Genomic DNA, 11,977 nt, shown 5'->3' with positions numbered 1-11,977 from the left:
GAGCGCATTTGGTGTGAAAAGCCCGATGAGTGCAGTAACTGAACATTGTCAGTAAATTCCCTACAAAAGATTAGGGGATTTACTGATATTTTTTTTGCCCTAAATATCTGATGATAGGAGTGTAGTCAATGTATTTAATCGATAAGGAGGTCAAGGAAATGAATTTTCACGCATATTGGGATTATCGTGTCGCGCTTGATTTGTTTCTTGGCGGTGTTGGCATCGGAGTTTTCCTGCTAGCAGCCTATTTCAGTCTGGTATTCAAGGAGAAATCATTAAAGGTCACTAGGCTAGGGTTTATTCTTGCGCCGGTATTAGTTGGATTGGGAGTGTTCGCGCTTCTCACTGAATTGGGTAAGCCATTCCGGATGCTGTCGACTTTCATCAATGTCAATCCTACATCCGTTACATCATGGGGGGGTTTCCTTCAGACGATATTCATCCTGTTGTCTTTCGTGATCTTTTTGGTGGTATGGAAGCATAAACAAAATGCATATCAGATGGGGCTTTTTAAAGGATTAGTGATTGCTGGTTCGGTGTTCGCCCTGGCAGTTGGTATCTATCATGGTCTTCTGCTCATGTCGCTCGGAGTGCCTGGCTGGGCAAATGGATTGATTCCTTTGATGTTCTTGGTGTCATCGATCCTTTCCGGCAGCAGTGTTCTGATGGTTATTGAAGCAGTTTTCATGAGGTCAATCATCACCAAGAACAAGGAAGTGTATTCAGAAACAGCTGTATCATCAGATGCTCAGGTTTTCACATACTCTAAACTATTAGTTTCACTAGTAGCCATCCAGGCATTACTCATCCTAACCTGGAGAATCAGCCTTAACTCAGCTGGAACAGAAGCAATCATCGCTTACCAGAATTTAATCAGCCACTTCGGGGTTTACTGGTGGATCCTTGTAATAGTGATCGGACTAATTATCCCGCTTGCAATTGCTGGCTATTCAACAATTAAAAAGATAAAAATGAACTTCTATACAGCAATGGCATTTACTGCGGTTGTCTTGATTGGCAGCTATGCGTTCAAGCATATCATCCTATATTCAGGCCAGATTCCGCTGGCTGGATTGTAAACGAGTTGAAAAAGGAGGTCTTTCAAAATGGGAATATCACGGAGAGGTTTTATAAAAGCGTCTGCAGTAACAGGAGCCTCAGTTGCTGGGCTCTCGGCAAAAAAGCCGATTCTAACAGCATTTTCAGAAACGGGCAAATCTGAACAAACTCCTGAAAGCGGAAAATGGATTGCGTCAACATGCCAGGGGTGTACATCTTGGTGTCCGGTCCAAGTATACGTAGAAAATGGCAGGGCAATCAAGCTCAGAGGAAACCCGAATTCTAAAGCTAACCATGGGAAAATCTGTCCTAGACCACATTTGGCAATTCAGCAGCTTTATGATCCAGATCGTATTAAAGTTCCGATGAAACGTACCAACCCTAAAAAAGGACGGAATGAAGATCCGAAATTTGTTCCAATCAGCTGGGAAGAGGCAATCGATACGATTACCGATAAAATGATGGAGCTGCGCAAGAATCATGAAACACAGAAATTTGTATTATTAAGAGGTCGATATACTGAGGCAGCAGATGTATTTTATAAGGCATTACCAACAATCTTTGGATCGCCGAATAATATTTCCCATAGTGCAATTTGCGCTGAGGCTGAGAAATTAGGACCGTATGTTACAGAAGCATATTGGGATTACCGAGATTATGATTTAGAACACACAAGGTACGTCATCATGTGGAGTACGGATCCTGTAGCATCCAATAGACAAGTACCGCATGCTATCAGCATGTTTGGAAAAGTATTAGATCAAGCAAAGGTGGCAGTCATAGATCCTCGACTTTCAGCTACAGCATCTAAGGCTGATGAATGGCTACCGGTAATACCTGGCCAAGATGGCGCATTGGTGTCAGCCATTGCACATGTAATTTTAAAAGAAGGTATTTGGAATCGTGAGTTTGTTGGTGACTTCAAAGATGGCGTGAATTTGTTCGAAAATGGCTCGACAGTTGACGAAGCCCTTTTTGTAGAGAATAAAACTTACGGAATCGTTAAATGGTGGAATCTCGAACTAAAAGATCGTACACCAGAGTGGGCTGCGGAAGTGGCAGGGGTTCCTGAAGAACAAATCTACAGGGTTGCCAGAGACTTTGCAGAAGCAGCTCCACGCGCAATTTCGTGGTTAGCTCCAGGTTCAGCAATGCAGATACGTGGTGGGTATACGGCAATGGGAGCCCATGCTTTAAATGCTTTAGTAGGGTCTGTTGAAAATGTTGGTGGAACGAACCGGGGAGAAAAAGTGCCTCTAGAAGAAATACCGGATCTTGATTCATATATGGATGAAATCGCAAAAAAAGGCAAGAAGTATGAAAAAATTGACCATCGAGGACGTTTACAATTCCCAGCCTTTGCAAAGGGTGAGCTTCATAAAGGTGTAATCACGAACTATGTAGCCGACGGTATTCTGAATGAAGATCCATATGACATCAAGATGGCCATTGGCTATTGGAATAACTTCGTTTTCTCTTGTACTGGTGCACAGCGTTGGGAAAAAGCGATGGAGAAAATTCCATTCTATGTTCATATTACTGTAAACCCGGCTGAGATGACGCAATATGCAGATATTGTCTTACCAGCTTGCCATCAATTATTTGAACGTTGGGGAGTGTTAAAAAGTAAACAAAATATGAATGCATATTTATCAATAGAGCAGCCGGTGATTGAAAGACTATGGGATTCAAAAGTGGATGAAACGGAAATTGCATGGTTGTTGGCTGAAGGCTTAGCTAAGAAGGGTTTCTCAAATTTATACGATTATTATAGAAATGAATTTGTTGATCCTGAAACAGGTAAGAATGCAACTAATGAAAAAGAATTTGATTTAGTGGTAACTAAATACTTATCGAAAAAAGTTTGGCATCCTTCTGAAGAGAAGAAGGGGGACCAAATCAATAGCTGGCAAGAGTTTGTTGATCAGGGAGTCTGGAACGCGAAACGGACACCTTACAAGAAGCATTGGGAAGAAGGATTCGAAACAGCGACAACGAAGTTCGAATTTTATAGTGAGACTTTAAAAGGCTTGCTGGATGAGCATGCAAAGGGTCATAACACCAGCATCGACAAAGTCATGGATGCGATGAAGTATGAAGCAAGAGGTGATCTTGCGTTTGTCCCACACTATGAAGAACCGATTCGCTACGGTGACGAAAAGGAATTCCCACTAATATTCTCTGAACATCGCTCTCGATTAAATCGTGAAGGCCGCTCAGCTAATACAACATGGTATCAAGAATTCAAGGATGCGGATCCTGGGGATGAAAAGTGGGATGATGTCCTGAAATTAAATCCGGTTGATTGTAAGAAATATGGTGTGAAATCGGGTGATCGAGTAAAAGTTTCTTCTGTTCAAGGTTCTATTGAGGTAACAGTGAAGGAATGGGAGGGCACGCGTCCTGGGGTCGCAGTAAAATGCTATGGTCAAGGTCACTGGGCATATGGAAGAATTGCGACAATGGATTACCAAAAGAAAATTGCACGCGGAGGAAACAACAATGAAATCCTTCCTAGCGATTACGAACATTTAAGTGGTGCAACAGCACGCCATGGCGGAATCGCAAGGGTCAAAATCGAGAAAATATAATCTGCTGGAGGTGTGAAAAATGACTAGATACGGAATGGTAATCGATTTGCATAAATGTGTAGGCTGTTCAGGGTGTTCGATCGCCTGCAAGAATGAGAATAACGTAGATACTGGAATGTTTTGGTCTCATTACTTCCATGAAACGACTGGGAGTTTTCCGAACGTAAACTACAAATATGTCCCAACTCTCTGCAATCACTGTGAAGATGCAGCTTGTGTAAGGGTATGCCCGACACAGGCGATGTACAAGGATGAGAACGGACTGACACTCCATGATCCGGATAAATGCATTGGCTGTAAAAGCTGTATGCAAGCTTGTCCTTATGGAGTAATCAATTTCAATAAAAACAAACCGCATCGTCGCTGGGAAGAAACTGCAGCTGCCATCAAGGGTGGCACAGCAACCAGTAAAGAACTGCAAGAAAGAACTGGTCAGGAACTACCTTACTACAATGCTGATCGTGCCTTTACTTACGAAGGCATCAGAAGCAAGGGGATTGTTGAGAAATGTACATTCTGTGACCATAGGATCAAGGACGGTTTAAAGCCATATTGTGTTGCTTCCTGTCCGGCTGATGCCCGTACTTTTGGAGACCTGGACGATCCGGACAGTGACATCAACAAGGTGTTGGCCCAGTACAGCAGCCAGGTATTGAAACCAGAAAAGGGTACGAAGCCAAGAGTATTTTATGTCAGGGGATAAAAGCAAGGGAGTGGTTTAAATGGTCACGATGCAGACTGATTCTTTAATTTCAAAGCGGGCGGAGATATACCGATTGCTGTCGTTGATGTATAAAGAACCTGGCGAAGACTTAAGTCTTTTCGTTCATCTACTCAAAGAGTCATTAAAGGAAACGGATGATGAAAAACTTTTGGAAATAAGTGATGAAATGAACGGCATATTCGCGGATGAGAGTCAGAGTCTTACAGATTACGAGATTGAATATGCCAGACTGTTTGTTGGACCATTTAAACTCATGGCACCTCCTTATTCCTCTATCTATCTAGAGGATAAGTGGGAGGTCATGGGAAGGTCCACCCAAACAATCGAATCGTTTTACCAGCGCGGCGGACTTTGTATCCAGGCGATGACTTCAAAACCAGCAGATCATATTTGCATCCAGTTTGAGTTCATGTATTATCTGAATTTCAAACTAATCGAGACAGGAGATTTGGATTATGTCGAACTGCAAAAAGAGTTCCTGTATAAAATTCTGACCCATTGGGTTCCCAAATTCAACGACGCTATTCAGGAACATGCTGATCTGGCAATCTATAAACATCTTGGCAATCTCACCGAAAGGTTCATCCAGCTGGATTATTCATCCCTGTAAAAAATGGATTGGAGGGACAGGGCAATGTTATTAGTGGACCATCTTATGTCAAAGTGGCTAGAAGCAAAGCGCCTGAAGGTTGACCCGCAGCGATGTGTACGCACAAGGAACCGCTTCTCGGCTTGCAGCAAATGCACTGATGCTTGTCCTGTCTCTGCGATTTCACTAGAGAATGGGCTCAGCGTGAATGAGGATGTATGCTCAGAATGCATGAGATGTACGACCGTCTGTCCTTCAGAAGCGTTATACGATGAGAAATACCTTTCCTATTTCAGTGAAATGCCGAGCAGGGAGGTCATCTCCTTTTCTTGCGATCATGACCGAAGCAATGAGTCACATATAAGGTTGGCATGCCTCTCTCAGCTAGATTCAGCTTTGTTGATGCACGCATTCAATAACAGCAGCCATGTGAACATCCAGTTTCACGAGGAGAAATGCAAGCAGTGCAGCAAATATGATGAAAAGCTATGGTCATCATTTAACGAAACCATCAAAAGGTTTAAAAGCATGTGCACTCGAGAAAACGAAGTTACTTTTAATAATATAAACCACAGCGAGAAAATGGAAAGAAGTTATACGCGCAGGGACCTGATTACTTTTTTCTCAAAAAAAGCGACGAATAAGGTTGTGACACCTCTGATTCCTGCTGAGGAAGAAATAGAGAATCTCAGAGTTTCATTAAAGAAAGGTCCAATGGCTTCTGTCTACCATCGGATCCTTGATAAAAACAAGAACAGTATGCATTCCTATCAAACTTCTGAAAAACTGAAGACGATGCAGCTAGCTTTTACCGAAACTTGCAACGGCTGTGGTGCTTGTTCCCGGGTTTGTACGACAGGCGCTTTGAAGTTCACTGATGATGACGAAGTCGTGAAAGGCGTTTTCAAGCCGATGCTGTGCAATGGCTGTGAGTCATGTATCGATCTGTGCAGGATAAATGGATTAGAAAAGATCGAGAACGATTTTGAGCTAAAACAATTCCTCATGAATCAGGAACAGATCATACTTTATCGGGAATATAAAAAATGCGCAAAATGCGGTACGTTACATCTAAGTTCCTCAGCGTATTGCGAGGATTGTGAAGGAAACTCAAGAATGACTTTATAAGAGGAAGTGAGAAAAATGCTTTCGAATATCGGAATCCCGGGGTTAATCATCATTCTAGTTCTAGCGCTCATGATTTTCGGACCAAAAAAACTGCCGGAAATCGGAAGGGCAATTGGCAACACGTTAAAGGAATTCAAGAAAGCAACAAAAGAACTTGCATCCGAAGAAATGGACGAAGTAAAAAAAGAAGCACAACCCGACCACCTATAAACACCTTTCAGCGCCATAATTTTGGGCTGTTTTTTTTGTCTATTTTGTGTTGTTTTAGTTTGAATCCTCTTTTTACAATGTTGCCACGATATAATTTATCTGAACGTATTCAAGACCATTGGTGGAGGTTAAGACCATGCGAATCTGGGCATTTATAATTCCTATTTTATTTATTTTGATGATCAGTGGATGCCAGCAGGGAGTCGAGCAGGCAAAAATTACCCTCTACACTGATAAAGCGGAAGCTTTTCAATACAAAGAAAGCGACCCACACCAAGAAAAAATCACTGTTGCACTTGCCTCTGTTATATCCCCTAAAGCTTCGCTATCAAAATATGATTACTTGCTAGAGTATATGGAGTCCCAAATCGGTGAAAAGGTTGAGATCGTCCAGCGGCAAACGTATCAGGAAGTGGATAGCATGCTGAAGACAGGTGAAGTTGATTTCGCATTCATTTGTTCGCTTTCGTATGTAATTGGTCTCGAAAAAGGATATATCGTGGATGTCGCAGCACCAGTTGTGAATGGGAAGCCACTTTATCATTCCTACACAATCGTCAACCAGAACAGTCCTTTTGAGGCCTTGGACGATCTGAAGGGAAAAAGATTCGCTTATACAGACCCCTATTCCTACACAGGCAGACTGAGTATGCTAAGTCAATTGGAAAAAAGAGGAGAAACCTCGGAAAAGTACTTTGGTAAAACCTATTTTACCTACAGCCATGACTATTCCGTAAAGGCGGTCGAATTGGGAATAGTCGATGGTGCTACGGTGGATGGTGCAATGTTTGATCAGTTACTTGCTACAGACCCAGAGTTGAGTACACAAATAAGAATCATTGGAACCGGGGAGGAAGCAGGAACACCGCCGATTGTTGCCTCAAAAAAAGTAGATTTGCAGAAAGTTGATAAATTTTCTTCAATCTTATTTGAGCTGCAAAGTCATGCTGAGGGCAGGGAATTGTTAAAGGAATTGGGAGTAGATCGTTATGTTCCTATTAACCAGCAGGATTATCAAGTGATTAAACGGGATTTATATTTACTCGGTGAAGGCCTATGAAGAAAACTAAGAAAAGAACTATTGATTTTTTATCTAGTGTTTCAATTGAACTGAAAATCTATGGAATGGTCCTGATTGTCGTCCTCACTGTAACAGTGATCAGTTTGATTGTTGTACGGATCTCGATAGCCAATACATTGACGATGCAAATTGAAGACCGGGCCAAATCAATCAGCAGCGATATTGCTTCAAGAAGTGTGGACCCACTGCTGACACATAATATTTTCGCCCTGCAAAGCCTAATCAATGACACGATGAATAGTTATGAGGATATTGAGTATATCTTCATTTTGAATAAAGACGGTGAAGTGGTGGTCCATTCAAATGGAAAAGGGTTTATCAGCCCGGATTTAATCAACTCCAATCAAGTGAAATCTGAAGGTGATATGCTGGAAACCAGCAGTAAGAAGCTTTTTACAAACAAAGGTATGATTCTGGATTCAGCCTCTCCGATTTTCCCCGATTTAGGCGGGACGGTACGGGCTGGATTGACGCAGAAATCCCTCAATGAGGCCTTGATGAAGGTAACAAACCAAATGATTTTCACGATGATTGGAGTCATGCTTTTATCCGGGGTCGTAGTATTCGGATTGACAAGGATCCTGACCATCCCGATTTCGAATCTAGTCCAACTAACTAATAAGGTGTATTCAGGGAATCTGACAGAGAGAATCAGCACTTATCCAAAAGATGAAATCGGTAAATTGACAGCTTCGTTCAACAAAATGCTCGACTCATTGCAGAAATCAGAAATGGATAAAGAAATTTATATCGAAAAAATAAACAATCGAAACAAAGAGCTCTCCCTGTTGAATAGCTTATCTCAGAACTTCAAGGATCACGTCCAGCTAGAAGAAACGCTCCAATATTTTGTAAAGCAATTGGTCCAGGAGCTTGATCTGAAGAGTGCATTTATCGAAATCGACTGGAAGGAAACGAAAGAGAGGTACTTCAATCATTCCTCTTCATGTGCAATCAATTGCACCCATTTCAGTTCAGACCTATATACATGCAGCAGGTCGGAGAAGGAAGTATATGCCTTCCCTCTTAAGACTGGGAAAGGAAATGACATCGGGAAAATCATCATCTGCAGCACTTCAAGGCTTGATGAGCCTTTTTTGAAAATCCTTACCTCGCTAGCTGCCCAGCTTTCTGTATCAATTGAGAACTTGGAGCTTTGGAAAGAGGTCAAGAAAAAAGAAGAAGTCCGCTTGATGTTGTTGGAAAAAATCATTCATGTACAGGAAGATGAACGGAAGAGAATCGCAAGGGAACTTCATGATGAAACAAGTCACTCCTTGTCTTCAATGCTAGTGGAATTGAAGCTGCTAGAAGAAGGTGATGAAGAACAAAAACAAAGAACGATTGAAACGCTCAGGTCGCTCGTCCGGCAGACAATTGAAGAGGTTCATCATATGGCATGGCAGCTAAGACCGAGCATCCTTGATAAATTTGGCTTGAAGGTAGCTATTGAAAGGTATGTCGAGGAATTCAAGAAGTCAACGAACATTGATGCGGACCTGATAATTAAGGGGTCCTTCAAATCCTTGAATCCAGAACTGGAAACAGCGATTTTCAGATTGGTGCAGGAATCGCTCACGAATATTACAAAGTATGCAAAGGCCGAAAACGTCAGTATCATCGTCCTATCCACTGGCCAGCAGGTTTCGGTGGTCATAGAAGATGATGGAGTGGGGTTTGATACCCAATCAGTCCTTGGGAATGATCCTTCGAAGGAACACCTTGGTCTGCTTGGAATGCATGAAAGGATTGCGCTCTTGAATGGGACGCTTCATATTGAATCTGTAATTGACCAAGGAACAACGGTTTTAGCAAAAGTTCCACTCTTATCGGACAGGAGTGAAATCAATGTCAGCTAAATTATTCATAGTAGATGATCATCCTGTGTTTCGCGCAGGTTTGAAAACAATCCTGATGAGCGAAAGTGACTTCAGTATCATCGGCGAGGCACAATCTGGTGAAGAAATACTGCAAAAACTGAAAGAGAAGGAACCCGATCTCATCGTAATGGATATCAACATGCCGGGCAAAGACGGTATTGAAACGACGAGGGAAATCCGGAAATTAAACAAGAATGTAAAAATTCTGTTGCTGACGATGTTTTCTGATGAAGCCTATCTGAAGGAAGGGCTGGCAGCCGGCGCGCAAGGCTATGTTTTAAAAAGAGCTGTCGATACAGAACTGATCAACGCGATCAGAATGGTGATAGGCGGGGAGCATTATATTTATCCGACCCTGATTCCTTATCTATATAAGCAGGCAGATGAAGCTGTCGAAGCCTTAGAACATGCTAAGCCTCATCTTAGTCAGCGGGAGACAGAGGTGTTGAAGTTAACCGCACTTGGGTATACCCAAAGGGAAATCAGTGAGGAGTTGTTCGTATCCATCAAAACGGTGGAAACATATAAAACAAGGATTATGGAGAAGATTGGGGCAACGAAAAGATCCGGGCTTGTTAAATATGCGATCAAACATAATCTTATTTCGTATGACTGAATCCATAATCTGGCCGGCAGTGAAATGTATACTGTCGGCCATTTATATGTCATAAAGTGTTCAAAAGCATAACTACAAAACTAGAAAAGTAGTTGTATACTAATAGTGGGAGGTGCAGTTTATGAATTGCAGAACAGGATGGGAAATAAAATCGTCAGTTAGCATGAGAGGAATTATTACTCAAGTCAAGGAAGAATTCCCGCTTATGAATGCTGAAAAAGAGCTAGAAAGCACTGCAGCGTTTTTCAAGGCGCTCGGAGATGAGACTCGGCTCAAGATCATGACATTATTATGGTTTGATGATCTTTGTATGTGTGAAATCGTCGACGGCTTGTCTGGCGCAACATCCACGGTCAGCCACCACTTGAAAATCATGGAAAAAGGGAAGCTTATCAAGTCGAGAAGAGAAGGTAAATTCACGGTCTTCAGTCTAGATAAGGAAAGGCTGGCACCTCTACTTCCATATTTTAAAGAAGGCGATTTGAATGTTTAATGAATTAGCAAATTGGCTTGTGGTCGATGTCTTCAATTTGGACCTGTCCTCAAGACTTGGCGGGGCAATGCACTTTTTCATTTACGACACGACTAAAATATTATTCTTACTTGCGGTGATGATTTTCGCGGTTTCATTTATCAGGAGCTTTTTCCCGCCCGAAAAAGTGAAGGAATGGCTCGAAGGCAGAAGGAAGGGGGTTGCCAGTGTAATGGCAGCCGTACTAGGTGTCCTCTCTCCATTTTGCTCCTGTTCGACTGTGCCTTTATTTATCGGCTTTGTCGAAGCAGGTATACCTTTAGGGATTACATTTACGTTCCTGATTTCATCGCCGATTGTAAATGAAATTTCGCTAGTCATGTTGTTTTCAATGTTCGGCTGGAAAGTAGCCATGATTTATGTCCTTGCCGGAATGACTCTGGCGATTGTTGCGGGTGCAATCATTGGCAAACTGAAAATGGAAAAGCATGTGGAGTCATATGTATATGAACTCGCAGCAGCTGGTCAGGAACGAATTCATATACCCGATGGAGGCTCCAAAACGTTTGTTGAAAAAATCAAGGCTGTATTTTCCCGCGAGGAGCTTAAAGAAAGAACTACTTTCGCTGCCCGGAATGTAGTGGAAACGGTACGGAAAATTTGGGTGTACCTTTTAAGTGGGATTGGAATAGGGGCGCTTATTCATGGATATGCCCCACAAGATCTGCTTGTCAAATATGCGGGAGAAGGCAATTTATTCGCAGTTCCGATAGCAACGATTTTAGGTGTTCCTTTATACTCAAATGCAGTAGGATCACTACCTATTGTTGAAGCTCTTATGAACAAAGGAGTAGGTGCTGGTACAGCATTAGCATTCATGATGGCAATGACAGCATTGTCATTGCCAGAAATGATTTTACTTAGAAAGATTATTAAGCCGAAGCTAATCGGAGTATTTGTTGGAGTAGTTACCACTGGTATAATCCTGATTGGTTATGGCTTTAATGCAATTTTATAAACAGGAGGAGAACAAAAATGAACATTAAAATATTGGGTACTGGCTGTAAGAAATGCCAAGAACTTGAAAAAAACACACGTGAAGTAGTAGCAGATTTACAATTGGAAGCAGAAGTGGAAAAAGTAGAGGAAATCAAGGAAATCATGAAATACAAGGTGATGAGCACACCTGCATTAGTCATTGATGGGAATTTAGTTTCCGCAGGGAAGTTGCTTACTGTCAATGAATTGAAAAAGATGCTGTCTTAGTTTAGAGTCTATCGATAAAGAATTAAAGTGAAAAAGCGCTTAGATTTTTCTAACTCTAAGCGCTTTTCTATAACTTAACTATTATGAATAAATTTTCCTTTTTTAAAAGGATGTTAATTAAAGAGTAAACTACTCTTTTTTTAAAGGCATTTGTCAGCCGCCTTCAATACAAGTTGTAGTAGAACTTCCTACGATAGAATTTAGTTCTTGAAGCAGAACAATCAAAAGGTCATTGTTGACTAGCCTTTCTAACGATTGGTTTACAAGAGGAATATTATACTTTGTAAAAACATCGGCAGTATCTTCCCAAACATCAACAATTGCTTCTGGTGACATATTAGATTGTATGACCATCAAAGAT

Annotated in this window: 13 protein-coding genes; 12 read left to right on the top strand and 1 reads right to left on the bottom strand. The window is 41.7% G+C overall.

The annotated features are described in order from the left end of the window. Positions 1-128 precede the first annotated feature (128 nt). From nrfD to TY49_RS02140, 12 genes are all read left to right on the top strand, one after another. Entirely contained in the window at positions 129-1,079 is a 951-nt protein-coding gene (gene nrfD / locus TY49_RS02195; protein WP_232310355.1) for an NrfD/PsrC family molybdoenzyme membrane anchor subunit, read from the top strand. 27 nt (positions 1,080-1,106) lie between these two features. After that, entirely contained in the window at positions 1,107-3,650 is a 2,544-nt protein-coding gene (locus TY49_RS02190) for a molybdopterin-dependent oxidoreductase (RefSeq protein ID WP_041964264.1), read from the top strand. A gap of 19 nt (positions 3,651-3,669) precedes the next feature. Further along, complete coding sequence (locus TY49_RS02185) at positions 3,670-4,353, top strand: 4Fe-4S dicluster domain-containing protein (protein WP_041964263.1); 684 nt, start codon at positions 3,670-3,672, stop codon at positions 4,351-4,353. 19 nt (positions 4,354-4,372) lie between these two features. Continuing rightward, a complete protein-coding gene (locus TY49_RS23760) occupies positions 4,373-4,984 on the top strand; it encodes a TorD/DmsD family molecular chaperone (protein ID WP_052442055.1) in 612 nt (203 codons plus the stop codon). Positions 4,985-5,008: 24 nt separating this feature from the next. Beyond that, the gene (locus TY49_RS02175; RefSeq protein ID WP_041964262.1) at positions 5,009-6,091 is read left to right on the top strand and encodes a 4Fe-4S binding protein; all 1,083 of its coding nucleotides are present in this window, start codon (positions 5,009-5,011) and stop codon (positions 6,089-6,091) included. Positions 6,092-6,106: 15 nt separating this feature from the next. Next, complete coding sequence (locus TY49_RS02170) at positions 6,107-6,301, top strand: twin-arginine translocase TatA/TatE family subunit (protein WP_041964261.1); 195 nt, start codon at positions 6,107-6,109, stop codon at positions 6,299-6,301. A gap of 136 nt (positions 6,302-6,437) precedes the next feature. Then, complete coding sequence (locus TY49_RS02165; RefSeq protein WP_041964260.1) at positions 6,438-7,361, top strand: substrate-binding domain-containing protein; 924 nt, start codon at positions 6,438-6,440, stop codon at positions 7,359-7,361. Beyond that, positions 7,358-9,241: a histidine kinase gene (locus TY49_RS23755; protein ID WP_052442054.1), complete on the top strand. Its 1,884-nt coding sequence runs from the start codon at positions 7,358-7,360 to the stop codon at positions 9,239-9,241. Before TY49_RS02165 ends, TY49_RS23755 begins: the two co-directional genes overlap by 4 nt. Beyond that, a complete protein-coding gene (locus TY49_RS02155; RefSeq protein WP_041964259.1) occupies positions 9,231-9,878 on the top strand; it encodes a response regulator transcription factor in 648 nt (215 codons plus the stop codon). The genes TY49_RS23755 and TY49_RS02155 overlap by 11 nt, the downstream gene beginning before the upstream one ends. Positions 9,879-9,999: 121 nt before the next feature. After that, a complete protein-coding gene (locus TY49_RS02150) occupies positions 10,000-10,371 on the top strand; it encodes an ArsR/SmtB family transcription factor (protein ID WP_041964258.1) in 372 nt (123 codons plus the stop codon). Beyond that, the gene (locus TY49_RS02145; RefSeq protein ID WP_041964257.1) at positions 10,364-11,368 is read left to right on the top strand and encodes a permease; all 1,005 of its coding nucleotides are present in this window, start codon (positions 10,364-10,366) and stop codon (positions 11,366-11,368) included. The genes TY49_RS02150 and TY49_RS02145 overlap by 8 nt, the downstream gene beginning before the upstream one ends. Before the next feature lie 17 nt (positions 11,369-11,385). Next, complete coding sequence (locus TY49_RS02140) at positions 11,386-11,616, top strand: thioredoxin family protein (RefSeq protein WP_041964256.1); 231 nt, start codon at positions 11,386-11,388, stop codon at positions 11,614-11,616. Between the two features lie 153 nt (positions 11,617-11,769). On the opposite strand, the gene TY49_RS02135 is transcribed toward TY49_RS02140, so the two are convergent. Further along, complete coding sequence (locus tag TY49_RS02135) at positions 11,770-11,970, bottom strand: hypothetical protein (protein ID WP_041964255.1); 201 nt, start codon at positions 11,968-11,970, stop codon at positions 11,770-11,772. Positions 11,971-11,977: the final 7 nt, after the last annotated feature.

Source organism: Mesobacillus selenatarsenatis SF-1 (genome assembly GCF_000813125.1).
Classification (GTDB): Bacteria; Bacillota; Bacilli; order Bacillales; family Cytobacillaceae; genus Mesobacillus; species Mesobacillus selenatarsenatis.
This window is presented reverse-complemented; position numbering and strand designations above follow the sequence as displayed.

Excerpts from the sequence above, each read along its gene's own strand:
- nrfD (WP_232310355.1), top strand. The coding sequence starts at position 129 with ATGTATTTAATCGATAAGGAGGTCAAGGAAATGAATTTTCACGCATAT.
- TY49_RS02190 (WP_041964264.1), top strand. The coding sequence starts at position 1,107 with ATGGGAATATCACGGAGAGGTTTTATAAAAGCGTCTGCAGTAACAGGA.
- TY49_RS02185 (WP_041964263.1), top strand. The coding sequence starts at position 3,670 with ATGACTAGATACGGAATGGTAATCGATTTGCATAAATGTGTAGGCTGT.
- TY49_RS23760 (WP_052442055.1), top strand. The coding sequence starts at position 4,373 with ATGGTCACGATGCAGACTGATTCTTTAATTTCAAAGCGGGCGGAGATA.
- TY49_RS02175 (WP_041964262.1), top strand. The coding sequence starts at position 5,009 with ATGTTATTAGTGGACCATCTTATGTCAAAGTGGCTAGAAGCAAAGCGC.
- TY49_RS02170 (WP_041964261.1), top strand. The coding sequence starts at position 6,107 with ATGCTTTCGAATATCGGAATCCCGGGGTTAATCATCATTCTAGTTCTA.
- TY49_RS02165 (WP_041964260.1), top strand. The coding sequence starts at position 6,438 with ATGCGAATCTGGGCATTTATAATTCCTATTTTATTTATTTTGATGATC.
- TY49_RS23755 (WP_052442054.1), top strand. The coding sequence starts at position 7,358 with ATGAAGAAAACTAAGAAAAGAACTATTGATTTTTTATCTAGTGTTTCA.
- TY49_RS02155 (WP_041964259.1), top strand. The coding sequence starts at position 9,231 with ATGTCAGCTAAATTATTCATAGTAGATGATCATCCTGTGTTTCGCGCA.
- TY49_RS02150 (WP_041964258.1), top strand. The coding sequence starts at position 10,000 with ATGAATTGCAGAACAGGATGGGAAATAAAATCGTCAGTTAGCATGAGA.
- TY49_RS02145 (WP_041964257.1), top strand. The coding sequence starts at position 10,364 with ATGTTTAATGAATTAGCAAATTGGCTTGTGGTCGATGTCTTCAATTTG.
- TY49_RS02140 (WP_041964256.1), top strand. The coding sequence starts at position 11,386 with ATGAACATTAAAATATTGGGTACTGGCTGTAAGAAATGCCAAGAACTT.
- TY49_RS02135 (WP_041964255.1), bottom strand. The coding sequence starts at position 11,970 with ATGGTCATACAATCTAATATGTCACCAGAAGCAATTGTTGATGTTTGG.